Origin of the sequence: Paraburkholderia sp. J41 (genome assembly GCF_905220235.1) — a bacterium.
Taxonomy (GTDB): Bacteria; Pseudomonadota; Gammaproteobacteria; order Burkholderiales; family Burkholderiaceae; genus Paraburkholderia.
Genome location: NZ_CAJMZE010000033.1, coordinates 1 through 23,335, shown reverse-complemented (window position 1 = coordinate 23,335; position 23,335 = coordinate 1). Strand labels below are relative to the sequence as shown.

Genomic DNA, 23,335 nt, shown 5'->3' with positions numbered 1-23,335 from the left:
ATGAAAGCAGGGTTGTTCGACGAGCGTAAGCAAACGGCTCGCGCCCGAATGGCGGCGCGAGCCGTTGTCACAGCGCGCGCTCGACGACGATTTCCACGCGGCGGTTGCGGGCGCGCCCCGCGAGCGTGCGGTTGTCGTCGAGCGGCGACGATTCGCCGCTGCCGCTCACGGACATCGTGTCCAGCGCGACACCCGCGTCGGCCTGTGCGTCGCCGGAGGTATCGGCGCTGCCCGTCACCATTTCGCGCAGCGCGGCAAAGTGGCTGTCGACCAGTTCGCGTTCGATGCGCTCCTCGGCGCGAATGCCGAGCGCCTTGTCGGCGTTCTTGCCGAGGGCGTCGGCGTTTTTCTGAAGCAGCGAACCGTCTCACTGTCGACGCGTGGCTCACCAACCGCGACTTGCCCATGCTCGTGCCGCGCAACGGCATCAGCGATCTGTCTTCCGACGGCACCGACGCGCTGGACGGCATCGCTTCGATCGGCCTGATCCGGCCGCCGAGCGCGCCGAAAGCGCCGTTCGCCGAGCGCGAACTTGCGTGGCGGCTGATCCGGCAACTCAATTTCAATTATTTGCCGTTCAGCGATATGGACCATCGCGCGGGCGGCCAGGGCTTACGCGATCTGCTGCGACTTTTCCTGAGCCGAGATGACGTCGACCAGCACCGGCAAGTCGAAGCGCTGATCGGCGTCAAAACTCGTCCCGTAAGCCGTATGTTGCCAGGCAACGGACCGCTTGTTTTCGGGCGCGGTATCGAATGCTCGCTGACTGTCGACGAAAGCGGGTTTTCGGGCACCAGCCCGTATTTGCTCGGAATGATTCTCGAGCATTATCTTGCGCGCCATGTTTCGATCAACGCATTCACGCAGACGGAACTGCATTCGATGCAACGGGGCAGGGTTGCGCGCTGGCCGGTTCGCATGGGTGCGCGAGGCGCGGCATGAATACGAGAGCGAAACCACCGATGGTCGCGACGGAGTAAACGATGAACGATAGAAACCACGCGCTCGCGGCGGCAGTGAAGGCCGGCGCGCAGCCGGTTCATGACTGGCTGATGCCGGTCACGCCTGAACTGCCCTGCGGCGCGGATCTCGAATACGACCCGGAATTTATCGTGCTGGCGGGGCGAATCGCGGCGAAAAGCGACGCGCAGTATGGCGATTTTGTCGGGATTCCCGAGCCGGTCAACTGGGGCGAAGTGGATCGCGAATGCCGGCGCTTGATGATGCGCAGCAAGGACATTCGTCTTGCCGTCATCTTTACGCGCTGCCGAACACGGCTGAGTTCGGCGGCGGGGCTTGCCGAAGGATTGCGCGTGCTTTCGGCCTGGCTCGCCGCATTTCCCGACGACGTTCATCCGCAGCTCTCCGTGGATTCGGATCGCGACGCCGCGCTGGAAATCCGCATGAATGCGCTGCAAGCGCTGACGGACACCGATGGCTTGCTGTCCGATATTCGAGAGATATCGCTGACGAAGTCGAGCGCAACGCGCCTGCAATTGAGAGATATCGAGCGCGCGTTCGCGCATCCCCGACCGAGCGATGCGCTGGCGCCGGAATCGGTTTCGCTCCAGCTGGACGATCTCAGCGTGCAACAGCCCGCGTTGTTTTCGGCGCTCGACGAAGCCGTCGCGAGCGTCGAGGAAATGGAAGCGTGGGCGCGCGTGCATCTGGAAGGGTATGAGCCCGATTTTGCTTCGCTGAGGCGCATCTTGAAGCATGTTTCCGGGCGCGCGACGCAGCATCCGGCGGCCGCGCCGCTGGTGCAAGGTTTCGACGACGCGGCGCCTGCCGCGAACCACGACGAGCCCGGTGTCGAGCCGGACCTGAGCGCCGTGGAGGTGCCGCCGCCGGTCGCGGAGCGCAACGCGCCGCGCGCGGAGGCGGGCGTGTCCGGGCGAGAAGAGGCGCTCAACGCGATGCGCGCCGCCCGGCATTGGTTCGAGCGTCACGAACCCAGTAGCCCGATTCCCGTGTTGCTGCGTAGAGCGGAGCATTGCGTCGGCAAACGGTATTCGGAACTGGTTCACGCCGTTCCCAACGAACTGATCGCTCAGTGGGAAAGCGAGTAAGCGGTTTTCGCGCGGCTCGGCGAGAGCGATACGAGAAAACCACGCTGCCTTGACCGCTCTCGTTCGCGCCGATTTTGTTACATGTCTTACTGGCGTCAATTCCGGCGGTTACATAAACCTTACATTTGCGCCCTATACTCAGTGCCATCTCAAAAACAGATGAGCACTGCGATGTCGAACAAATTCCTCCGCATGATTGCCGTTGCTACGCTGGCTGCGGCGACGTCCTTGCCGGCGTTGGCCGGCGACATGAACAACGCTTTGGGCGGCGCGCTGGGTGGCGTGGCCGGCGCCGCACTTGGCGGGGCCGTGGGTGGCAGCACCGGGTCGGTGATCGGCGGCGCGTTGGGTGGCGGTGCGGGCGGGGCGGTGACCTCCAGTCGGCGCGAGCGCACCGGAGCGATCATTGGCGGCGCGCTCGGCGGCGGCGCGGGCACCGCAGCGGGCAATGCGATGGGCGGCCGCGGCGGCGGCTTGATCGGCGCGGCGGTAGGCGGCGGCGCGGGCTCGGCGCTGGGCGGGAATCTTTCGCGCTCGAATTCTTATTCCGACGACTACTCGCGCGGCTATCGCGGCCGGCATCATCACGGCAAGCATCGCCGCTGGGACTAATCGCGTGAAAGCGTGAAATAGCGTGCATGGAAAGGCGGAAGTGTCCGCCTTTTTTACGCTCGGCGGCGTCTCACGCCTTGCCCTGGAAAAATGCGTCGAGCTTCGCGTTTTGCGCCGCGCTTTCGAAACCGTCGAAGCGGCCCTCGGCGAGCCGTTGCGCCGCATGCATGAAGCCGCCCCCGGCCACGCGCACGAGCGCGCCGCCTATGCTGATGCGCCGCACGCCATGCGCTCTCAAATCGTCGAGCGAGACTTGCGCGACGCTGCCGTTATCATAGGCGCTCTTTTTATCAGATCGCCGCCGCCGATGTCCAAACCCGCCGACTCCAAAGCCGCGCCGCCCCGCATGTCCGATGTGGCGCGTCTCGCGGGTGTCTCGAAGATGACGGTCTCGCGCGTGATGGCCGGGCAAAGCGCGTCGGAGGCGACGCGCGAGCGCGTGCAACGCGCCATCGACGAATTGGGCTATGTGGCGGACGCCGCCGCGGGCGCGCTTTCCTCGGGGCGCTCGTCGTTTGTCGCGGTGCTCGTGCCTTCGCTCTCAAGCTCCAATTTTTCGGATACCGTGAGCGGCCTCACGGCGGTGCTCGAACCGCGAGGTCTCGAACTGCTGATCGGCGACACCGATTATCTGCCCGATCGCGAGGAGCGCCTCGTGCGCCAGATGCTGCGCCATCAGCCGCGCTGCATCGCGCTGACGGGCTCGCGGCACACGGAAGCCACGCGCACGTTGTTGCTGCGTTCGCGCGTGCCCGTCGTCGAGATGTGGGATCTGCCCGCCGAGCCGATCGACATGGCGGTGGGATTTTCCAACGTGAACGCCGCGCGCGAGATGGTGCGTTATCTCGCGAACAAGGGGCATCGGCGCATCGGGTTTTTGGGCGGCGCGAGCGAACTGGATCGGCGCGGGCTCGATCGTCTCAAGGGTTTTCAGCTCGAAACGAAGGCGCTCGGGCTCGAGCACGACCGCGTGGTGCGGCTCGGCGAGTCGCCGATCACGTTGAGTCACGGTGCGCCCGCCATGGCCGAATTGCTCGCGCGTTGGCCCGACACGCAAGCGGTCATGGGCGTGAGCGATCTGTCGGCGTTCGGCGCGATCATGGAGTGCCAGCGGCGCGGTCTGCGCGTGCCCGGCGATATCGCGGTGGCGGGCTTCGGCAACTTCGAGATCGGCGCGTGCTGCCATCCGTCGATCACGACCGTTTCCGTCGACGCCTACGGCATCGGCCAACGCGCGGGCGAAGCGATCCTCGCGGCGCTCGCGGCGGGCGAGGGAGCGCGCCGCCGCGCGAAAACGCGCATTCAGTACGCCGTCGTGCCGCGCGAAAGCGCCTGATTCTCACCCGAAATCGCGGTAATTTTCCTCGCTGCGAGAGCGAGCGTCATCGTGCTAACATCGTTGATGTTATCGGTAACAAACGACAAAAGCGAAAGGCGCGATCGAGCGACGTTCCCGCGACGAGCGCCGCGCTGATCGCGCAATATGGAAGGAGATAAGCGCCATGACCACTTCGTCCCCGCGACGTCTGCGCAGCCAGGAATGGTTCGACGACCCTTCGCACGCCGACATGACCGCGCTCTACGTCGAGCGTTTCATGAACTACGGCCTCACGCGCGAAGAGTTGCAGTCGGGCCGGCCGATCATCGGCATCGCGCAAACGGGCAGCGATCTCGCGCCGTGCAATCGCCATCACATTGCGCTCGCGGAGCGCGTGAAAGCCGGCATCCGCGACGCGGGCGGCATACCCATGGAATTCCCCGTGCATCCGCTCGCGGAGCAGAGCCGGCGGCCGACCGCCGCGCTCGACCGCAATCTCGCGTATCTCGGGCTCGTGGAAATTCTGCATGGCTTTCCGCTCGACGGCGTGGTGCTCACCACCGGCTGCGACAAGACCACGCCCGCGTGCCTGATGGCGGCGGCGACCGTCGATTTGCCCGCCATCGTGCTGTCCGGCGGCCCGATGCTCGACGGCTGGTACGAAGGCAAGCGCGTCGGCTCGGGCACGGTGATCTGGCACGCGCGCAACCTGCTGGCGGCGGGCGAGATCGACTATGAAGGCTTCATGGCGTTGACCACGGCGTCGTCGCCTTCCATCGGCCATTGCAACACGATGGGCACCGCGCTTTCGATGAATTGCCTTGCCGAAGCGCTGGGCATGTCGTTGCCCGGCTGCGCGAGCATTCCTGCCGCGTACCGCGAGCGCGGACAAATGGCTTATGCCACCGGCAAGCGCGCCGTCGATCTCGTGCGCGACGACATGCGGCCCTCGCGCATCATGACGCGCGAGGCGTTCCAGAATGCGATCGTGGTGGCTTCGGCGCTGGGCGCGTCGACGAATTGTCCGCCGCATCTGGTTGCAATCGCGCGGCACATGGGCGTCGATTTGAGTCTCGAAGACTGGCAACGCCACGGCGAGCAAGTGCCGCTGCTCGCCAACTGCATGCCGGCCGGCGAATATCTGGGCGAAAGTTTTCATCGGGCGGGCGGCGTGCCCGCGATCTTGCGGCAACTCGACCGCGCGTCGCTCGTGCATCGCGCGTGCGAAACCGTCTCGGGAAAGAGCATGGGCGAGATTGCCGATGCGGCGCCCGAAGCGGACGAAGAAGTGATTCGTACTGCCGATAATCCGCTCATGCACGGCGCGGGATTCATGGTTCTCTCGGGCAACTTTTTCGACAGCGCGATCATGAAGATGTCCGTGGTCGGCGAAGCGTTCCGGCGCACTTATCTGAGCGAGCCGGGCGCGGAAAACGTGTTCGAAACGCGCGCGATCGTGTTCGACGGCCCCGAGGATTACCGCGCGCGCATCAACGATCCCGCGTTGCAGATCGACGAACGTTGCATGCTCGTGATTCGTGGCTGCGGCACGGTGGGTTATCCGGGCAGCGCGGAGGTCGTGAACATGGCGCCGCCCGCGCAGATGGTGAAGCGCGGGATCACGTCGCTGCCGTGCATGGGCGATGGGCGGCAGAGCGGCACCTCGGCGAGCCCCTCGATTCTCAACATGTCGCCGGAAGCGGCGGTGGGCGGCGGCCTCGCGCTGTTGCGCACGAACGACCGTATTCGCGTCGATCTGAACGCGCGCAAGGTGGACGTGCTGCTCGACGCGGACGAACTCGAACGCCGTCGCGCCGAAGCGCAATACGAAGCGCCGCCCTCGCAAACGCCGTGGCAGGAGTTATATCGCAAGACGGTTGGCCAGCTTTCCACCGGCGGCTGCCTGGAACCCGCGACGCTTTATCTGCGCGTGATCGAGCAGCGCGGCGAGCCGCGCCATTCGCACTGAGGCGCTGGGACGCCAGGACAGCGAGGCGCGTGCGTTACAGCGTCTTGCCGATGCGGTGCGCCATCTCCACCACCGCAATCGCGAGACGCTTCTCCCGGCGCGCGTCGAGCCGCTCCAGCGGCATGCTCGTGCTGACCGCCGCGCGTTTGCCGAGCGCCGTCACGCCGACGAATGCCGCGAAGCAGGTGAGGCCCGCGGTGACTTCCTCGCGTTCCTGCGCGAGTCCCGTGCGGCGTATCGCGGCGAGCGCCGCGAGCAAGTCGGTTTTACGCGTGATGGTGTGATTCGTGACGGCGGCCAGTTGACGCGGCAGGATCGTGTTCACTTCGTCGTCGGGCAGGCTTGCGAGCAGCGCCTTGCCGAGCGCACAACAGTGCGCGGGCAAACGCGAGCCGAGATCGGAGACGAGCCGCACCGGTCGCGCCGCGTCTTCGCGCGCGATATAGACGACTTCCGCGCCGTCCAGCACCGCGAGTTGCACGACTTCGTTGTGCTTCGCGACGAACGCGGCGGCTTCTTGCCGGAACACATCCTGAAGGCGATCGTGCCGCACATAGGCGCTGCCCAGCTCGAACAGCGTGACGCCGACGATATAACCGTCGGCGCGCTTTTCGATCCAGCCGCGCCGTTCGAGCGAATCGAGCATCAGATAAAGCGTGCTGCGCGAGAGATTCGTCATCTCGCCGATCGCGGCCGCGCGCACGGGGCCTTGCGCGTGAGCGAGCACGTCGAGGATGTCGTGAATGCGCCGCAGCGCGGGGACTTCATAGGGTGACGACATGGGCGCGATTGCGTGAATGCGGGAGTCTCCAACAGGTTGGAAATAGTAGCATCAGGCTGGACACTACCGCGAGCGGTGCGGGTTTTCGGCGGCAATGTTCCTTGGTATCGTGGGGGTCGTGGGAGAGGCGCCGCAAGCGGTGCGTAGCGAATCGACGAAACATGGCGAATGCACCAGCGCGCCGTCACGGCAAAGCGCAGTCGCGTTCGGGAAATCGAGGTGGACGATGAAGTATGCGAATCTGGTCGAGCGGTTGCAGGGCCGCCGCACGACAGCGTGGGAAATTCATCATGCGGCGGTGCAAGCGGCCGCGCGCGGCGAGGACGTCATCGTGCTGAGCGTCGGCGATCCCGATTTCGCCACGCCGGAACTCGTGATCGAACGCGCCGTGACCGCGCTGCGCGAAGGCGATACGCATTACACGCCCATCATGGGCCGCGAGCCGTTGCGCGCCGCCATCGCGCGCGAGCATTCGAAGCAAAGCGGGCGTACGGTCGGCGCGCAAAACGTGATTCTGAGCGGTGGCGCCCAGAACGGGCTGTTCGCATCGTCGCTGTGTCTATGCGAGGCCGGCGACGAAGTGCTCGTGCCCGAGCCCATGTATCTGACGTACGAAGCCGCGATTCGTGCCTCGGGCGCGACGCTGGTGCCGGTTCCCGTCGATCCGGCGAACGGTTTTCATCTCGACTGCAATGCGCTGGAAGCGGCCGTGACGCCGCGCACGCGCGCGATTTTCTTCGCGACGCCGTGCAATCCTACGGGTGTCGTGATGCCGCGCGAGGATCTTGAACGCATCGCGCGGCTCGCGAAAAAGCATGACCTGTGGGTTCTCTCCGACGAGGTTTACGCCGACCTCACGTTCGAGCGCGAGCATGTGAGCATTGCGGCGCTGGACGGCATGGCGGAACGCACGGTGACGGTCGGCAGCTTGTCGAAGTCGCATGCAATGGCGGGCTGGCGCATCGGCTGGGTCATTGCGCCGGAAGCGCTCATTGCGCATCTCGCGCGGCTCGCGCTGTGCATGCTTTACGGTTTGCCCGGATTTATTCAGGAAGCCGCGCTGGTGGCGCTCGATCATCGCGAGCGGATCGTGGCCGAAGTGCGCGAGATTTATCGGCGCCGGCGCGACATCGTTCATGCGCGGCTCGCGAACGTGCCTGGCTTGCGCTGCCTGTTGCCCGAAGCGGGCATGTTCATGATGATCGACGTGCGCGGCACCGGCCTCGATCCACACGCGTTCACCTGGCAACTCTTCGAGGCGCAGAAAGTTTCGGTGCTCGATGCGAGTGCATTCGGGGAAACGGCGAGCGGCTATGTGCGGCTAGGTTTTGTCGTCGATGAGCCGCGTTTGGTCGAGGCGTGCGAACGCATTGCGGCGTTTGCGCGGCAATGCGTTCAAACGCGGCGCTAGGTTAAGCCAGGGCGTTCGAGGCGCGGTTGCGCGAGGGCGTCGAAATACAAACGCGTCGGCTCGAAAAGGTTCGCGGGCAAGGCGTCGCGCGTGAACCATGCCCAGCGCTCGCACTTGTCGGGCTCGGCCACCACGGGCGTGCCTTCCGCTCGCGCTTCCACGAACAGCGTGACGTGACGCACGCCGCCTGCTTCGAGCCAGCCGCTTGCCCAACCGGCCGCCTGCGCCTGCGTGGCCTCAAGGCCGGTTTCCTCGTTCAGTTCGCGCGTGGCGGCGGCAAGCGGATCTTCGCCGGGTTCGATCTTGCCGCCGGGAAATCCCCATGTGCCGCGGCCCCACGCGCCTTTGCGCAGTCCGAGCAGCCAGGCTGGGCCGTTGCGCACGACCACGCCTACGCCAAGCACGGTGACGGCCGCGTTCATGCCGGCGCTATCGCTCATCGCTCGCCGTCGAGCAAATCGTTGAGCATTTCGTCGAACGCGGCTTGCGCGTCCTCGAGTTCCTGGAGCGCGGCGTCGAAAGTTTGCAGCGCGAATTGCGACGGCTTGCCTTCGCCTTCGGGCGGAAACTGCGATTGCAGCGAAGTGAATGCCGACTTGACGCGCTGCGTGGCTTGCAGCACGCGCTCCATTGCGGCCGATTCTTCGGCTCGTGCCTGTTCTGGGCTCATCGAAAACTCCGGTTGATGTCGATATGTTGACGCGGGCGCGGCCGTTCAGGACAGCGGCAGCCCGCTGTTCGCCTTCACTTCGCGCAGCGAGAGCGCCGATTCGACCGACGTCACGCCCGGCAGGCTGCGCAACTGGTCGCGCATGAAGGTGCCGTAGTCGTCCAGATCGCGCGCCACCACCTGCAAAATATAGTCCGCCGTGCCGGAGATGTTGTGGCACGACAGAATGCGCTCGATGGCGCAAACCTCGCGCTCGAAGCGGTCGGCGAGCGCCCGGTCATGCACGGCAAAGCGCACCGAAACGAATCCGACCACGCCGTAGCCGAGCGCGCGCCGCGAGAGCACCGCGCGATAGCGGTCGATATAGCCTTCCTGCTCCAGACGCTTGAGGCGGCGCGCGCACGGCGTTTCGCTCAGGCCGACGGTTTCGGCGAGGCGCGAGACCGGCATGCGGCCGTCGGCCTGCAAGGCGCCGAGGATCGCGCGATCGAGTTTGTCGAGGTCAGTCATGGTGGTACGCGCCGATGGTGAGCGACATTCTTTACGGACATCGCGAATCGTAGCGCATTCCTCTACGGCGTGGCGATGAAGGCAGGAAAAACGCCAGAAAACGCTCAGGCGGCAGCGGCAAGATAGAGCCTCTTTTCTGCGAGGCCAACATGATTTCCGCTCACCTGCTGTTGATGTTCATCGTCGCCCTGATCATCGTTTGCGCGTTGCCCGGCGCGGACATGGCGTTGGTCATGCAGACGAGCATGGGTCGCGGCGTGCGCAGCGGGTTCGCGGCGGCGGGCGGGCTCGGCCTTGCGCGCGCCACGCATGTGACGCTTTCCGCCTGCGGCCTCGCGGCGCTGCTGCGCAACGCGCCCTGGCTCTACGAAATCGTGCGCTATGCGGGCGCCGCGTATCTCACGTGGATCGCCGTGCAAATTTTCCGCTCGCCCGCGTTCGCCATGCCGGATACGGCGACCGAAACCGGCGCGCGCGGCCATCGCACCGATTTCGTGAAGGGCCTGCTCACGAATCTGCTCAACCCGAAGGCGCTGCTGTTCTGCTCCGTGCTGCTGCCACAGTTCATTCGCCCGGCAGCGGGGTCGGTGTGGTTGCAGGTGAGCGAACTGGGCGTCGTGCTCGTGATCGTGTGCGCGCTGTTCGACGTGATCTACGTGCTGGGCGCGGCGCGCATTGCCGTGTGGCTGCGCCGGCACCCGCTTGCCCAGACCGTGCAGAAGTGGGCGTTTTCGTCCGCGCTAATTGGCTTCGCCCTGCGGCTTTCGCTCGATTGACGCGGGTTGCCGCCGCTGGCGGGGCGCGGCGGCTGGCAGCACGCGCGGCGCGCAAGGCGCCGCGCTGGCGGCGTCTTAACGCGTGCCGAGATAATCCATCTTGCCCAGCTCCACGCCGTTGTGACGCAGGATGTCGTACGTCGTGGTGATGTGGAAGAAGAAGTTGGGCATCACGAACGAGAGCAGGTAGCTCTGGCCCGTGAGTTCGATCGGGCCGCTGCGCATCTTGAGCGTGATGCTGCGATCTTCCGAACCGTCGATCTGCTCCGGCTTGAAGGTGTTCAGATAGTCGATGGTTTTCTGGATGCGCGCGTGTAGTTCGTCGAACGTCACCTCGACGTCCTCGAACTTCGGCGCTTCGACGTCCGCGAGGCGAGCGGCGCATCCCTTGGCGGTGTCCGTGGCGATATGAATCTGGCGCGCGAGCGGCAGCATGTCGGGAAAAAGGCGCGCGCCGGTGAACACGGACGGGTCAATCTGTTTTTCCGCGGCGTGAGCCTGTGCCTTGCCGATGATCGCTTGCAGATTCGTCAGGCCGCGCACGAGCACGGGCACCGACGCTTGAAACATGGAAATGGACATGGGGTTTCCTCGATTCTTCGAATGTACGCGATGCGCTCCGTGCCGGAGCTGATCGGGCGGCCCATTATGCGCCATCGGAGTGCGCGCTGCCATCTACCGAACGGCTAACGCCAAGCGCATAAAATGCCGGGTTTTAATCCGTGTCGAATGCCTGGCACAGCAAAGCGAAATTCCCTTCTGTTTTCGCGAGGTTGCGCGCCGCCGCCCCGTTCGGCGACGATCGTCGCGCAACCGCGTGCTTTGCGCGCAAATGCGCACTTCGAATTTCGAATGTGTTTTAATAGCCCGGCACTCACCATTCAATCCGCATCGTGATTGCGATGCGCTCAACCATGAACGCAGAACAGGCAGCAAGACGCCGCATCGCGCGTCGCATGGCAACCGGGTTCGCGCGAAGCGGCGGCGCACCACGTTGGCGCAGGCTGCGCGTATCGCTGCTGGCGTTCGCAGCCGCCGGCGCGGCGCACGCCGCCGTCGCGCAAGACGCGCAACTGCTCGACGCGCGCGTCACGCAGCAATCCGTCGCGCAGACCATCTGCCGTCCGGGTTATGCCGACACGGTAGCGCCGCCGTTTGACGAGACGATGGCGCTCAAGGACCGCTTGCTCGCGGCGCGCGGCATCGACGCCGACGACGGCGTGGGTTACGCGCTCGACCGTCATGTGCCGATCGTGCTTGGCGGCGCGCCGGACGCCACCGCGAACTTCGATTTGCTGCCGTGGGGTGGCCATGGCGGCGAGCGCCGCAAGTCGCTGCTGACGGTGCGCCTCAAGCGCTGCGTGTGCGCGGGCCGCATGTCGCTTGCCGAGGCGCAGGCCGCCATTACCGGCAACTGGTCACATCAGTACGAACGTCTCACGCGCATGGAATGCGGCGCGGCCGGTCCCGACGATACGACCTCGGCAAGCCGTGACGGCGGCTCCTGAGCCGCGCTGTTCCGTCACCGCGTTGTGACGGGCACGCAGGTTGCGTCTTGCCAGACGTATGCAGCGTCGCGCCGACAATATGCCGCAGCGCGCCGTTCGCCGAATGCGACTATTCTGATGATGATCAACGAAAAGGAGTTGTCACGATGCTAGCGTCTAGTCTTTTGCTGCTTTCCGTTGCAGCGCTGCTCGGTCAAATCGCATGGAATCGTGCCCGCGCACGCGCGAGCTTGCAACCCGTGCGCGTGCGCGCATCGCAACCGCGCCGTTTCCGCTGAAATTCCGCTGAGCTTTTCACTTCGAGATCGAGTGTCTCGCCAGGTAGGCCGCCATGCATCTCACTGTCTGGAACGTCCCGGAAACTTGTAGCGAGCAGGACGTCCGCACCTTTTTCGAGCGCGAGCTTGGCCATTACGCCAAGGGCGTTACCGTGTATGACGCCGGTACTCCCAACGCGCACGCGGACCTCGAACTCAATTCCGAAGTGCCCTATGTCGCCGAAGCCGTGGCGCGCGAACTGCAAAGCCGCCGCCTCGCGGGCGTGGCCTTGCGCGTGAGCGCCGCGCCGTTCGACGCCGAGGAGCCGCCGCGCGAGTGACGGTTTCGCGCCGTCGCCACGCTCTCTTTGCGTCGCGCGGGCGTAGCCCTTTCGCGTTCCTTGCTTCCATCGCACCGTCGGCCGGCTCGACGTGCGCGGCATCCATCGTTCGACTTCCCCGCAAGATTGCGCAAACAGCCGGATTCACGATGAACGACATCTTTTCGCGCCGCTCATGGGCGCGCGCGCTGACGCTTGCGGGCGCGTTCGGCATCATGTCGACGACGATGGGCGCCGCCCGCGCCGCGACCGACGCTGCGGCCGTTTCTGCTTCTACCTCCAGTTTTGCTGCGTCCGCCGCTTCTGCCACCACGCTGACTCCGGCGGCGAGCGTGCCGAAACCGGTAACGGCGGCCAGGCCCGGCGCGGCAGTTTCCGCGTCTACGCCGGCCCATGCGGTTCCGACGATTCCCGGCGCCAGCGCGGCGGCTTTGGCTCCAGCTTCGGCTTCGACATCGACATCGACATCGACGGCGGCGGCGGCGGCTGCATCGGCGGCTTCGACGTCGGCTGCATCGGCGTCCGCACCGCTTGCCGCGTCCGCGCCGCCGCTCACTTTGCCCGCGCGCACGCCGTTTACCGCGCAGCAAGCCTCCGAGGCCACGCGCGCCGCGCTCGACATGCGCGCGCGTTTCGACAGCGAAGTGACGCGCCGACTGCGCGTGCCGGCCGCCGACCAGCGCGCGTACGGCGATCGTCTCCAGGCCGCGCTCGACGCGAAAGACCTTGGCGCGCTGGCGGGCGAGTTCGTGATTCTCGTCGATCGCGCGCCCAACGTGCAGGCGCTATTCGTCTATTTCCGCGCGCAGGCGAAGGCGCCATGGACGCTGATCGGCGCTTCGCCGGTCGCGACCGGGCGGCCGGGCGAGTTCGATCACTTTCTCACGCCGCTGGGCGTGTTCGAGCACACGCCGCTCAACATGGACTATCGCGCTGAAGGCACGATGAATCAGAACGGCATTCGCGGATACGGCAAGCACGACATGCGCATCTACGATTTCGGCTGGGTGGATGGCGAGCGCGGCTGGGGCAAGGGCGGTTATTCGCAGATGCGCTTCCAGATGCATGCCACCGATCCCGACCGGCTCGAGCCGCTACTCGGCATCCGCCATTCGAAAGGCTGCGTGCGGATTCCGGCGGCGCTCAACGCGTTCATCGACCATCACGGGATTATCGACGCCGAATATCAGGCGCTCGTCGACGAAGGCAAGTCGCTGTGGGTGTTGCACGCCAATCGGCAGGTCACGCCGCTGGCCGGGCGCTTTCTGGTCGTGATCGACACGCAGCGCAAGACGCGGCCCGCGTGGTCGCCCGCGCCGGGCAGCAAGGCACGCGCGAAAATGCCGGCTTCGGCGGATACGGCTGATTGACGGGGGACTTGTCGGTCGCCGTTAGTCGTTGGCCGGTTGCGGTGCCGTATTCGCGCTGGACGTGGCTTCGCGCGTGTGCAGTGTCGTGGGCCGCTCGCGATTCGTGCGCTCACCACAATTGTCGTTGGTCCGTTTTGCGAGAGCTGTGGTGTTCGGCGATGGTTAGGAACGTCTGCACAAACCGCTGAACTGCCGACCCGCCGACCCGCTGAACCGCTGAACCGCTGAACCGCCAGCCGCCAATCGCCAACCCGCAACCCCCCGTCGACGCACCAGCGCTTTTCGCACAACGCCGCCGACCCTCTCACTACACTACCCGCGCCGCGCCAACATCACGCCCGCGAGCGCGATGGCGAAGCCGGCGATCTGGATCGGCGAAAGCGTTTCCCCGAACAGCCACCAGCTTTCGAGCGCGGCGAGCGGCGGCGCAAGAAAGAGCAGCGCCGTCGCGCGGGCGGCGTCGCCATTGCGCACCATCCAGACGAGCAGCGTCACGCCCGCGCCCGAGAGCATCGCGATGCCCCAGGCGAGCGACACCCAGAGCGTCGTCGATGCGATCCAGCGCGTTTCGCCGAGCGCCAGCGCGAGTACGACCGCGACGAGCGCCGCGCCCGCGTTCTGCACCGCGCTCGCGCTGCGGATGTCGGACTGCGCGAGCGACGTCTTTTGATAGAGCGTGCCCGCCGTGATCGATATGACCGACAGCACCGCGACGATCACCACGAGCAGCGGCGCGGCGTGGCCGGGTGCGGCCGCGCCTGCCGGATGCCCGATCGATTGCAGCTTCGGCAGCAGCACGAGCACGACGCCCGCAAGACCGAGCGCGAGGCCCGCCCAGCGGCGCGGCGTGAGGCGCTCGCCGAAAAGCCGCGCGGCGACGGCGGCGGTCAGCAACGGCTGAAGCGCGCCGAGCAGCGCCATCACGCCCGCGCTCACGCCCTGTGCGACGGCCCAGTAGCCCGCGCCAAGATACACGCCCTGAAGCAGCGCGCCCGCGAACAGATGCTTGCCGACTTCCCTGCCACGCGGCCACGGCGCACGCACGGCCAACGCGATGCACGCGAACAGCGCCGCCGTGCCGCCGAAGCGCGCGAGCAGGAACAGGTTGGGATCGGCGAAGGGCGCGATGGCGCGCGCGACGACGAAACCCGTCGACCAGAGAAACACGAAGAGAGCGGGGACGAAGGAGGCGAGCATCGGTAACGAGGAAAGGGCGCGTCGGTGGCGGCGCCGGGTCGCGAAAGGCTCGGAGTATCGCGCGGCGAGGCGGCGGCGGTCTTGTTTGGGACTGCACTGCGCAGGTAACGCAGCGCTCGATGGCGCAGAATCGGCGATTGCAACTAACAGCCTATTCTGCCCGCCGTGGACCAGCGGGAAAGTGCCGAGTTGCGGGTTTTGCGGCGCGGGCCGCGTCGCCCGGCGGCGTTCAGTTGAGCAACATCGTCGTCACGCCGATCAACCCTCCGCACAGCGCGCACGCGACGAGCAGCATGCGCGTGCGCCGATGCTCGCGTCGCCAGGCGTCGATCAGCGCGGCCTGCGACGCGGCTGCGTGGGGCGCGCCGGCCGCCGGATGGCGCGCCACCTGACCACGAGTGACCTTCGCGTGATGCTCGAAGTAGCGGAAAACCATTTGCGGCACGCGCGGCGCGATTTGCGCAAGATGCGGCAACTCCTGCGAAATCCGCCGAATCCAGCCGTGAGCGCCCATGTCGCGGCGCGCAATGTCGGCGAGCGTGTCGCGCGCGATGCCCCATGTGTCTACGCCGGGGTGAATCTCGCGTGCCAGCGCTTCCGCCTGGCCGAACGCGCGCTGTGCCGCCACGAGCCGCGGCGAAACCGTGCCGCCGAACGGCTGCACCGCATGCAGCAAATGATGGAACAGCGAGCCGGCGCTGCGCTCGTCGCTCTCGCTCGCGAAATGCGCTTCGCTGCGCGTGCGCAGTTCGGCTTCGATCTGCTCGGTGCGCGCGTGCTCGGGTACGTGGCCCGCCACGTGATGAAGCGTCGCAAGCCGTGCGTAATCCTGCTCGAACAGCGCCGTCGCGCCATGCACGAAAAATTCGCGTTCGGGCGACGAGAGGCTCGTCATCAGCGCGGCGCTCGCGAGCACGAGGCGGCCGTGCGATTCGGGCTCGACGCTCACGGCCACGCGGCGCGTATCGAAGGCCGCGTGAAAGAAGCCGTGCTCGAACGCCTGGCGCGCGACCACTTCGACGAGATTCGCCGCGACCTGTGCCACGTTGATGCGATGCTCGGCGAGCCCGGCCACGTCAATGAGCCGCACGGTGTCGATATGCTGCACGGCGAGCGTGTGTACGCTGCAAAAGTCCCACACCACGTCGGGCACGACGATGCGCGGGTCTTCGGCGAGATGGTGGCCGGTCTGGCTCAGGTTGGCCGCCTGGCCGCGCAGATCGAAGCGGCGTTGCAGGTCCTCGCGCAAGGTTTGCGCAAGCTTGCGCAATTGCAGGCGCCGCGCCACGCGCGAAAACCGCTCCATCCAGCGCGCGAGCACGCAAAGCAGCGCGGCATCGTCGTCGACTTCCTGAATCTGCTTCGTGCGCAGCACGCGCAGCGTGATCGTCCGATGCCCGTTGGCCGGCAGCGGGAGCCGCGCAAGGTGCGTTTGCTCGCACCAGCCGTTGTGGACCGGAGCCGGGTCGATCCATGAAAACAGTTCCTCGGGCGGCTTGCCGAAGGCGGCGTGCAAGGTCTTGCGCAATTCGTCGGGCGTAAGCGGCGCTTCGAAGTGCTCGATGGCGTCGATGGCGTCGTGCAGCGTGGCGCCCGCGAGTTCGGGATGCGTCGTGAGCGTTTGCGCGAACGCGGCCGCGAGCGGCGCGAGACGCGGCAGCGGCCCCGCGAGCCGCGACGCGAGGCGCGGGTCGCCGTGCAGGTTCGAGACGAGCGTGACGAACCAGTGCACCTTGTGATGCTCGGGCGCCGCAAGCCAGATGAGTCTCAGGCCGTAGCGCAACGCACAAAACAGCAACCGCAATTGACGAAGTCGTGAACGCATAAATTCCGGGGATCGGCGAAACAAGTGCCGCGTTTCACGCGCGAAGGCGCTTCGCGCAGCCCCACGAGATTAGCAGGGATGCGCGCGCAGATGGCGAAACGCGGCCAGTCGGGCCTTGGTTGGCTGTCGGACGAAGCGTGCAGCGTGCGTCGTGCCCGGCCGGCACGCGTAATACAATACGGCGGCTTTCGAACCCACCGAACTCCGATGCTCGCCGAACAACGCCATCAATACATCCTTTCGCAAGTGAACCGGACGGGCGCGCTCTCGGTGGCCGATCTCGTGCGCGAGCTGCGGGTGTCGCGCGAAACGATCCGTCGCGATCTCAATACGCTCGCGGCGCGCGGGCTGCTCGTGACGACGCACGGCGGCGCGCTGTCGAGCGATCGGCGCGAGCCCGATCTCGACGTGCGCGAAGCGGCCAACGCCAGCGCCAAGCGCGCCATCGGCGAGCGCGCGGCGGAGTTCGTGCCCGACGGCGCGTCGGTCATCATCGACTCGGGCAGCACCACGCATGCGCTCGCGCGCGCGCTCACGGACCGGCATCGGCTCACGGTCTATACGAACGACTGGCGCATCGGGTTGCTGCTCGGCCGCCGCAACGAGAATCGCGTGACGTTGCTGGGCGGCGAGCTTTCGGACCACGAAGAGGCGACGTTCGGCCTCGATACCGTGCAGCAGCTCGCCCAGTATCACGCCGACTTCGCTTTCGTCGGCGCGGGCGGCATTACCGCCGACGGCTGGCTCACCGATTATTCACGCATGGTCGCGGAAACGCGCAGCCGAATGCTCGCGGCCACGGCGTGCGCGATCATCGTCGCGGACCATTCCAAGTTCGGGCGCGTCACGCCGGTGCGCATCAACGGCTTCGAGCACGCACGCTATGTGATCACCGAGCTTTCGCCCGAAAAGAGCATCGCGCGTGCGATCACCGCGCGCGGGCCGGAACTCGTCATCGCCTGATTTCTTCGGTCGGCATAGCGCTCGCGTGCTCGCGCGAGCGGTGTTGTCGTACCCGTTACGTGTTCATTCGCGTGCCAATTATTGGCAATTTGTGGAAGTTTGTGTCGAACGCCGCCGTCGTCACGGCACTGTCACGAAAACCTGTGATTCTTGCCCAGCCCGTTCAGGCGAGTCGGCAAGCGTGCCCATCGGCTTTATCGCGCCGCTTGCGCCGGCCGGCTCACGCAGAAAACGCACGATTGCAGACGATCTGCAACTCGCATGCGAGTCGCACGCAATGCGCAGCCACAAACCGTCAGGGCAGTTCGCTTCATCCCAATCACATATGCAAACCAAACGCATCGGGTATCCCGAGCATGAGTTTTTTGCCTTCGGAGAGTGACATGAACCACACGAATTTCCATCGCGCGGGTTTTGCACGCAAGCTGCTGCCGATGCTGGCCACGGCCGCGCTGCTGCAAGGCGCGGCGATGAGCGCGCATGCCGCCGGCGCCGTCGTGCTCTACACGGCCGACGGCCTCGAAAATCTGTATCGCGACGTGCTGCCCGCGTTCGAGAAGCAGGAAGGCGTGAAGGTCAACATCGTCACGGCCGGCAGCGGCGAAGTGGTGAACCGCGCGAACGTCGAAAAGGACGCGCCCAAGGCCGACGTGCTCGTGACGCTGCCGCCGTTCATCCAGCAGGCGCAGCAAAGCGGCCTGCTGCAACCGTATCAGAGCGTGAACTACAAGAACGTGCCGGCGATCGCCAAGTCGGCGGACGGCTCGTGGGCGACGTTCGTGAACAATTACTTCTCGTTCGCGATCAACCCGGAAATCGTCAAGACGCAGCCGAAGACGTTCGCCGATCTGCTGCACCCGGACTACACCGGCAAGGTCGCGTATTCCAACCCGGCAACGGCCGGCGACGGCATGGCCGTGATCATTCTCACGACCTCGCTGATGGGCGAAGACAAGGCGTTCGATTACCTCAAGAAGCTCGAGCAAAGCGCCAGATTCCACACGAAGGGCACGGGTTATCTCGACGTGCTGCTCTCGCGCAACGAAATCTCGGTGGCCAACGGCGACCTGCAAATGGATCTCGACGACGCGGCCAACGGCGGTCTCTCGCTCAAGCCGATCTTCCTCGCCGCCGACGCGAACGGCCGTCCGACGACGTTCCAGCTTCCGTACGCCATCGGCTTGATCAAGAACGGCCCGAACCAGGCGGAAGGCAGGAAGCTCATCGACTATCTGATGTCAACGCAAGTGCAATCGAAGGTGCCGGACATCTTCGGCATTCCGGGCCGCACGGACGTGGCGCTCGCGGGCAAGAACGGCGCGGCCGTCAAGCAGGCCATTCAGGGCGTGAAGCTGATTCCGGTGGACTGGAACCAGGTGATGGCGAAGAAGGCCGACTGGACGACGCGCTGGAAGAACGACGTGATCGGGGCTTCGGGCAAGCAGACGGAAGTCGTGAAGCCGCAATAAGCGGTTGAAGGACGCGGCCGCGCGCTCGACCGCGCGCGGCCGTGTCATCGCACCTCGGTTTTACGTAGGAGATTCACGGTGAATACCGCAAGCCTTGCGCCGGCCGGCATGACCCGCGCGCTGCCGGACGCATCCGGCTTGACCGACGCGGCCGACGCGGCCGACGCAGCCGACGTTCACGCAGGCGTTCGGATCGACAACCTGAGTGTGCGTTTCGGCGCGCGCACGGTGCTCGACGATCTATCGCTCACGATCCGCCGCGGCGAACTGCTGACTGTGCTCGGCCGCAGCGGCTGCGGCAAGACCACCTTGCTGCGCTTCATCGCGGGCTTCATCGAAGCGGACGGACTCGCGGGCTCGCTGACCGTCGCGGGCCGCGATCTCACGCACGTGCCGCCGCATCAGCGCAATCTCGGGCTGCTGTTCCAGAGCTACGCGCTGTTTCCGCATCTTTCCGTATTCGAGAACGTCGCGTTCGGGTTGAAGGCGCGCCGCGTGCCGTCGCGCGAGATCGCGCGCCGCGTGGCCGACGCGCTCAAGCTCGTGCAACTCGGCGACGCGGGCCACATCATGCCCGCGCAGCTTTCGGGCGGCATGCAGCAGCGCGTGGCGCTCGCGCGCGCGCTCGTGATCGAGCCGGACGTGCTGCTGCTCGACGAACCCCTTTCGGCGCTCGACGCCAATCTGCGCGCTTCGGTGCGCTCGGAACTCAAGGCGCTGCACGAACGCTTGCCCGGTCTCACGATCGTGTGCGTGACGCACGATCAGGACGACGCGCTCGTGCTTTCGGACCGCACGCTGCTGATGCGTGACGGCCACATCGCGCAACTCGGCACGCCGCAGGAACTCTACGACGCGCCCAAGGACGCCTACGTGGCGCGTTATCTGGGCGCGGCGAATCTGCTGCCGCCGGGCGTGGCGTTCCCCGTCGGCGACAAGCGTCACGGCGTGCGCGATAAGCTCGCGTGCTTGCGCCCCGAGAGTCTGCGCGTCGCGCCGCTCGGCGAGGGCGTGCTGCACGGCACGATCGAATCGGTCGAATGGTACGGCTCGGTGCTTTCGGTGCCGGTGCTGCTCGACGCGATGCCGAACGAACCGGTGCTCGTCACCATGCAGCGCGGCCACGGCATGACGCCGGCGAAGGGCATGCGCGTCTCCCTGCGCTACGAGGCTGACGATGTCGTCCTTATCGACCCCTGATTCCGCGCTGAGCTTGCCGGGCGCGCAAGCCCACGCGGCCGCCGTGCGCCGCCGCGAACGGCGCGCGCAGTGGCACATCGCGTTCTTGCTCGTGTTCGCGCTCGGTCCGCTCGTGGTGTATCCGCTCGTGCGGCTCGTGCTGCTGAGTTTGTCGGGAGCGCACGGTTTGAGCTTCGGCGCCTACGCCACTTTCTTCGGCAACCCCGATTCGCGCGGCGTGATCGGCACGACGCTATGGATTCTGTTTCTGAGCGCGGGACTCGCGTCGATACTGGGCGTGGCGCTCGCGGCGCTGTTGTTCTTCAAGCCGTTTCCCGGAGCGACGCTCGTCACGCGATTCCTCGAACTGTTCGTGGCGTTCCCCTCGTTTCTCGTCGCGTTCACGCTGATTTTCCTGTACGGCTCGCAGGGCTCGGTGAGCATCGCATTGCAGCAGCTCTTTCATTTGCAGGCGCCGCCGCTCGATTTTCTGTTCGGCGTCGGCGGCGTGGTGCTCGCGGAAGTCGTGTTCTACGCGCCGTTCGTCGTGCGCCCGACGCTCGCCTCGTTTGCGTTGCTCGACATGCGTTTGATCGAAGCCGCGCGCAGTCTCGGTGCGAACGGCTGGATGGTGGCCGCGCGCGTGATTCTGCCGCTCGCGTGGCCGGGCATCGCCGCCGGAACGATTCTTTGCTTTCTGCTCACGCTCAATGAGTTCGGCATTCTGCTCGTGCTCGGCAGCGCGCATCTCGTCACGTTGCCCGTCGCGATCTACAGCTCGGCCACCGTCGATCTCGATCTGCCGACGGCTGCCGCGGGCGCCGTGGTCATGCTGGCGATGTCGCTGTCGTTGTATGCGCTGTATCGGCGCGTGAATCGTCGTGGTCAGGGAGGCGCGCGCGATGCCGGATAATCCGCCGACTCCTCCCGCCGCGCAAAGCCGCGTGGCGTTGCCGCCGAAGCACAAGCGCGCGCGTCCCGTCGAGCGCGGTCTGGCCGCACGCGCCGCGAGCGGCGTCGTGCTCGCGTTGGCCGCGTTGCTGTGCTTCTGGCTGTTCGTCTTGCCGGTGATCGTCGTTGCGTTGTCCAGCGTGGCGTCGCGCTGGTCGGGCACGATCTTCCCCGACGGCTTCAGCATGCGCTGGTTCGAGCGTCTGGGCTCCAGCGACTTCGACGCGCTCACCACGAGTCTCGAAGTCGGGTTCGGCGTGGCGGTGCTCGGTACGGCGCTCGGCTTGTGGCTCGCGCTGGCGCTCGAAGGGCGCGACCGGCGCGGACTCGGCGCGCTCGTCGACATGCTGGCGATGGTGCCCAACGGCGTGCCGAGCGTCGTGCTCGGCCTCGCGGTGCTGATCGCGTATCACAAGGCGCCGGTCGATCTGTCGAGTTCCGCGGCTATCGTCGTATTCGTGCAGCTCGCGCTGGTGTTGCCGTTTTGTTATCGGTGCGCCTCGGCGGCGCTGCGCCCGGAGTTGACGGTGTTGCGCGAAGCGGCCGCGAGTCTCGGCGCGCCGCCGTCGATGGTGCTGCGCCGCGTGGTGCTGCCGCAGCTCGTGCCGGGGATCCGCGCGAGTCTCGCGCTGGGGTTTGCGCTGTCGCTCGGTGAACTGGGCGCGACGCTCACGGTATATCCGCCCGGCTTCGCGACGGTGCCGATTGTCGTCGTGGGTGCGGTCGAGCGCGGCTATTACTTGCCGGCGTCGGCGCTCTCGCTGATTTTGCTGATCGTGTCGCTGGCGGCGCTGCTGCTGATCGCGGCGCGCGTGCCGCGCCGGCGTGCGGGCTGAGAGAGACGCGATGCGGTTCGACGCGCCGCCCGCGCCCGCCATCGACGAAGCGACCGCGCCGCTCGCGATGGTGCGCCGCCATTCGCTCACGGCGCTGGTGCGCGACGAAATCGGGCGATGCATTGCGACGGACCAACTTGCGCCCGGCGACAAACTCAACGAAGCCGAGTGGGCCGAGCGGCTCGCGGTCTCGCGCGGCCCGGTGCGCGAGGCGTTTCGCGTGCTCGAACAGGCGGGGCTCGTGCGCAACGAAAAACATCGCGGCGCGTTCGTGCGGCGCGTGTCCGAAGCGGAGGCGCGCGAAGTGTGCGAAGTGTGCGCGGCGTTGCGCGAGGCGGCGTGCCGGCTGCTGGCGGCGCGCATCGACACGGCGCGGGTCGCGCGACTGCGCGAGCGGCTCGATGCGATGCGCGAAGCGCTAGCCGGTGCGGACGGCGACGCGTTCCTGCATGCACGCGATGCGTTTCGCCCGACGCTGGTGGCGTCGGCGGGGAATGCGCGGTTGCAGGAAACCTATGCTGGCGCGGTGCGCGAGTTGCGGCTCGCGGTGCGCTGCGCGGTGCTTGAGAGCGGCGCGATGGAAATCGCGTATGCGGGCCATCGCGCGTTGCTCAGTGCGCTGGCTCCGCGCGACTCGGACGAAGCGGCGCGACGCGTGCGCGCCTCGTGCGAGGACGAATCGTAGTTAAGGGCGGCTGTTGGCCGTCGACATGAAACAAGGAGTGGTGAAGATGGCACTGAATCTTGCGGACATTCGCCAACTGTTCGAGGCACACGGCGCGACCGCGTATAGCGGCGAGCCCGTCACGCAACTGGAGCATGCGCTGCAAAGCGGCGCGCTCGCGCAGGAAGAGGGTGCGAGCGACGAACTGGTGGCGGCGGCATTTCTGCACGACCTCGGGCATCTGCTGAATCGCCGGGGCGAAACGCCCACCGAACGCGGCATCGACGATCTTCACCAATACTATGCGCTGCCGTTTCTGCGGCCGATTCTGCCCGACAGCGTGCTGGAGCCTATTCGCTTGCACGTCGACGCGAAGCGATACCTGTGCGCGACCGATGCGGGGTATTTCGATCGACTTTCGGCCGATTCGGTGCGCAGTCTGGAACTGCAAGGCGGTATTTTCGATGCCGATCAAGCGCGCGATTTCGCGGCGCGCCCCTATGCCGACGACGCGGTGCGCCTGCGCCGCTGGGACGATCTCGCCAAAGTGGCCGGCAAGCCGACGCCGGACCTCGCGCACTATCTGGAACTGGTCGAGCGCGTGATGCAACGTCATGCGTGAACCGTGTTTTCGACGGGCACTTTTACGACTATTTGCG

General features: G+C 66.2%; 24 protein-coding genes and 2 pseudogenes. 17 read left to right on the top strand and 9 right to left on the bottom strand.

Features of this window, described 5'->3' with window-relative positions; translation table 11 throughout:
* Positions 1 to 160: 160 nt before the first annotated feature.
* A pseudogene (locus U5805_RS31875) lies at positions 161 to 367 on the bottom strand (hypothetical protein); the annotation flags it as partial.
* Here U5805_RS31875 and U5805_RS25675 point away from each other — a divergent pair.
* The 3 genes and pseudogenes from U5805_RS25675 to U5805_RS25665 all read left to right on the top strand — a co-directional run.
* A pseudogene (locus U5805_RS25675) lies at positions 367 to 942 on the top strand (type VI secretion system baseplate subunit TssF); the annotation flags it as partial. The pseudogenes U5805_RS31875 and U5805_RS25675 sit on opposite strands and share 1 nt — an antisense overlap.
* 41 nt (positions 943 to 983) lie before the next feature.
* Entirely contained in the window at positions 984 to 2,069 is a 1,086-nt protein-coding gene (tssA, locus tag U5805_RS25670) for a type VI secretion system protein TssA (protein ID WP_322106321.1), read from the top strand.
* Positions 2,070 to 2,240: 171 nt separating this feature from the next.
* A complete protein-coding gene (locus tag U5805_RS25665) occupies positions 2,241 to 2,681 on the top strand; it encodes a hypothetical protein (protein ID WP_322106370.1) in 441 nt (146 codons plus the stop codon).
* Positions 2,682 to 2,751: 70 nt separating this feature from the next.
* Here the strand turns inward: U5805_RS25665 and U5805_RS25660 are convergent, their stop codons facing one another.
* Positions 2,752 to 2,904 carry a hypothetical protein gene (locus tag U5805_RS25660; RefSeq protein WP_322106320.1) on the bottom strand — a complete coding sequence of 51 codons (153 nt, stop codon included), beginning with the start codon at positions 2,902 to 2,904 and terminating at the stop codon, positions 2,752 to 2,754.
* Between the two features lie 84 nt (positions 2,905 to 2,988).
* Between U5805_RS25660 and U5805_RS25655 the strand changes: the two genes are divergently transcribed.
* The gene (locus tag U5805_RS25655) at positions 2,989 to 4,017 is read left to right on the top strand and encodes a LacI family DNA-binding transcriptional regulator (protein WP_415914665.1); all 1,029 of its coding nucleotides are present in this window, start codon (positions 2,989 to 2,991) and stop codon (positions 4,015 to 4,017) included.
* Positions 4,018 to 4,183: 166 nt separating this feature from the next.
* Entirely contained in the window at positions 4,184 to 5,968 is a 1,785-nt protein-coding gene (locus U5805_RS25650) for an IlvD/Edd family dehydratase (protein ID WP_322106319.1), read from the top strand.
* A 34-nt stretch (positions 5,969 to 6,002) separates the two neighbouring features.
* Here U5805_RS25650 and U5805_RS25645 read toward each other — a convergent pair whose 3' ends face one another.
* Positions 6,003 to 6,749 (bottom strand): IclR family transcriptional regulator, encoded by a 747-nt coding sequence (locus tag U5805_RS25645; protein ID WP_322106318.1) that lies wholly within the window; start codon positions 6,747 to 6,749, stop codon positions 6,003 to 6,005.
* Positions 6,750 to 6,975: 226 nt separating this feature from the next.
* Between U5805_RS25645 and U5805_RS25640 the strand changes: the two genes are divergently transcribed.
* The gene (locus U5805_RS25640) at positions 6,976 to 8,160 is read left to right on the top strand and encodes a pyridoxal phosphate-dependent aminotransferase (RefSeq protein ID WP_322106317.1); all 1,185 of its coding nucleotides are present in this window, start codon (positions 6,976 to 6,978) and stop codon (positions 8,158 to 8,160) included.
* Here the strand turns inward: U5805_RS25640 and U5805_RS25635 are convergent.
* Genes U5805_RS25635 through U5805_RS25625 form a run of 3 tightly spaced genes read right to left on the bottom strand, consistent with a single transcriptional unit; the run spans position 8,157 to position 9,340 of the window.
* Positions 8,157 to 8,600, bottom strand: coding sequence for a nucleotide triphosphate diphosphatase NUDT15 (locus U5805_RS25635; RefSeq protein WP_322106316.1), 444 nt, complete (start codon positions 8,598 to 8,600; stop codon positions 8,157 to 8,159). The two genes, U5805_RS25640 and U5805_RS25635, sit on opposite strands and share 4 nt — an antisense overlap.
* The gene (locus tag U5805_RS25630; protein ID WP_322106315.1) at positions 8,597 to 8,830 is read right to left on the bottom strand and encodes a hypothetical protein; all 234 of its coding nucleotides are present in this window, start codon (positions 8,828 to 8,830) and stop codon (positions 8,597 to 8,599) included. The genes U5805_RS25635 and U5805_RS25630 overlap by 4 nt, the downstream gene beginning before the upstream one ends.
* Positions 8,831 to 8,875: 45 nt before the next feature.
* Positions 8,876 to 9,340 (bottom strand): Lrp/AsnC family transcriptional regulator, encoded by a 465-nt coding sequence (locus U5805_RS25625; protein WP_322106314.1) that lies wholly within the window; start codon positions 9,338 to 9,340, stop codon positions 8,876 to 8,878.
* A 149-nt stretch (positions 9,341 to 9,489) separates the two neighbouring features.
* Here U5805_RS25625 and U5805_RS25620 point away from each other — a divergent pair, with 149 nt between their 5' ends.
* The gene (locus U5805_RS25620) at positions 9,490 to 10,116 is read left to right on the top strand and encodes a LysE family translocator (protein WP_322106313.1); all 627 of its coding nucleotides are present in this window, start codon (positions 9,490 to 9,492) and stop codon (positions 10,114 to 10,116) included.
* Between the two features lie 75 nt (positions 10,117 to 10,191).
* Here the strand turns inward: U5805_RS25620 and U5805_RS25615 are convergent, their stop codons facing one another.
* Positions 10,192 to 10,698 (bottom strand): DUF1993 domain-containing protein, encoded by a 507-nt coding sequence (locus U5805_RS25615; RefSeq protein WP_322106312.1) that lies wholly within the window; start codon positions 10,696 to 10,698, stop codon positions 10,192 to 10,194.
* A gap of 374 nt (positions 10,699 to 11,072) precedes the next feature.
* Here U5805_RS25615 and U5805_RS25610 point away from each other — a divergent pair, with 374 nt between their 5' ends.
* The 3 genes from U5805_RS25610 (at position 11,073) to U5805_RS25600 (ending at position 13,592) form a co-directional block, all read left to right on the top strand.
* Positions 11,073 to 11,624 (top strand): hypothetical protein, encoded by a 552-nt coding sequence (locus U5805_RS25610; RefSeq protein ID WP_322106311.1) that lies wholly within the window; start codon positions 11,073 to 11,075, stop codon positions 11,622 to 11,624.
* Between the two features lie 331 nt (positions 11,625 to 11,955).
* The gene (locus U5805_RS25605; protein ID WP_322106310.1) at positions 11,956 to 12,222 is read left to right on the top strand and encodes an RNA-binding protein; all 267 of its coding nucleotides are present in this window, start codon (positions 11,956 to 11,958) and stop codon (positions 12,220 to 12,222) included.
* 149 nt (positions 12,223 to 12,371) lie between these two features.
* Positions 12,372 to 13,592: a L,D-transpeptidase gene (locus U5805_RS25600; protein WP_322106309.1), complete on the top strand. Its 1,221-nt coding sequence runs from the start codon at positions 12,372 to 12,374 to the stop codon at positions 13,590 to 13,592.
* 312 nt (positions 13,593 to 13,904) lie between these two features.
* Here U5805_RS25600 and U5805_RS25595 read toward each other — a convergent pair whose 3' ends face one another.
* A complete protein-coding gene (locus U5805_RS25595) occupies positions 13,905 to 14,789 on the bottom strand; it encodes a DMT family transporter (RefSeq protein ID WP_322106308.1) in 885 nt (294 codons plus the stop codon).
* 229 nt (positions 14,790 to 15,018) lie between these two features.
* On the bottom strand, positions 15,019 to 16,614 hold the full coding sequence (locus U5805_RS25590; RefSeq protein WP_322106307.1) for an ABC1 kinase family protein: 1,596 nt from the start codon (positions 16,612 to 16,614) through the stop codon (positions 15,019 to 15,021).
* Positions 16,615 to 16,821: 207 nt separating this feature from the next.
* Between U5805_RS25590 and U5805_RS25585 the strand changes: the two genes are divergently transcribed.
* From U5805_RS25585 to U5805_RS25555, 7 genes are all read left to right on the top strand, one after another.
* Positions 16,822 to 17,577 carry a DeoR/GlpR family DNA-binding transcription regulator gene (locus U5805_RS25585; protein WP_322106306.1) on the top strand — a complete coding sequence of 252 codons (756 nt, stop codon included), beginning with the start codon at positions 16,822 to 16,824 and terminating at the stop codon, positions 17,575 to 17,577.
* A 383-nt stretch (positions 17,578 to 17,960) separates the two neighbouring features.
* Positions 17,961 to 19,046 (top strand): 2-aminoethylphosphonate ABC transporter substrate-binding protein, encoded by a 1,086-nt coding sequence (gene phnS, locus U5805_RS25580; protein WP_322106305.1) that lies wholly within the window; start codon positions 17,961 to 17,963, stop codon positions 19,044 to 19,046.
* A gap of 78 nt (positions 19,047 to 19,124) precedes the next feature.
* Positions 19,125 to 20,246 (top strand): 2-aminoethylphosphonate ABC transport system ATP-binding subunit PhnT, encoded by a 1,122-nt coding sequence (phnT, locus tag U5805_RS25575; RefSeq protein ID WP_322106304.1) that lies wholly within the window; start codon positions 19,125 to 19,127, stop codon positions 20,244 to 20,246.
* On the top strand, positions 20,224 to 21,138 hold the full coding sequence (locus U5805_RS25570) for a 2-aminoethylphosphonate ABC transporter permease subunit (RefSeq protein WP_322106303.1): 915 nt from the start codon (positions 20,224 to 20,226) through the stop codon (positions 21,136 to 21,138). Before phnT ends, U5805_RS25570 begins: the two co-directional genes overlap by 23 nt.
* Positions 21,128 to 22,012: a 2-aminoethylphosphonate ABC transport system, membrane component PhnV gene (gene phnV / locus U5805_RS25565; RefSeq protein ID WP_322106302.1), complete on the top strand. Its 885-nt coding sequence runs from the start codon at positions 21,128 to 21,130 to the stop codon at positions 22,010 to 22,012. The genes U5805_RS25570 and phnV overlap by 11 nt, the downstream gene beginning before the upstream one ends.
* A 10-nt stretch (positions 22,013 to 22,022) precedes the next feature.
* The gene (locus tag U5805_RS25560; protein ID WP_322106301.1) at positions 22,023 to 22,697 is read left to right on the top strand and encodes a GntR family transcriptional regulator; all 675 of its coding nucleotides are present in this window, start codon (positions 22,023 to 22,025) and stop codon (positions 22,695 to 22,697) included.
* Positions 22,698 to 22,743: 46 nt separating this feature from the next.
* Positions 22,744 to 23,298: a phosphonate degradation HD-domain oxygenase gene (locus U5805_RS25555; protein WP_322106300.1), complete on the top strand. Its 555-nt coding sequence runs from the start codon at positions 22,744 to 22,746 to the stop codon at positions 23,296 to 23,298.
* The last annotated feature ends 37 nt before the right edge of the window (positions 23,299 to 23,335 follow it).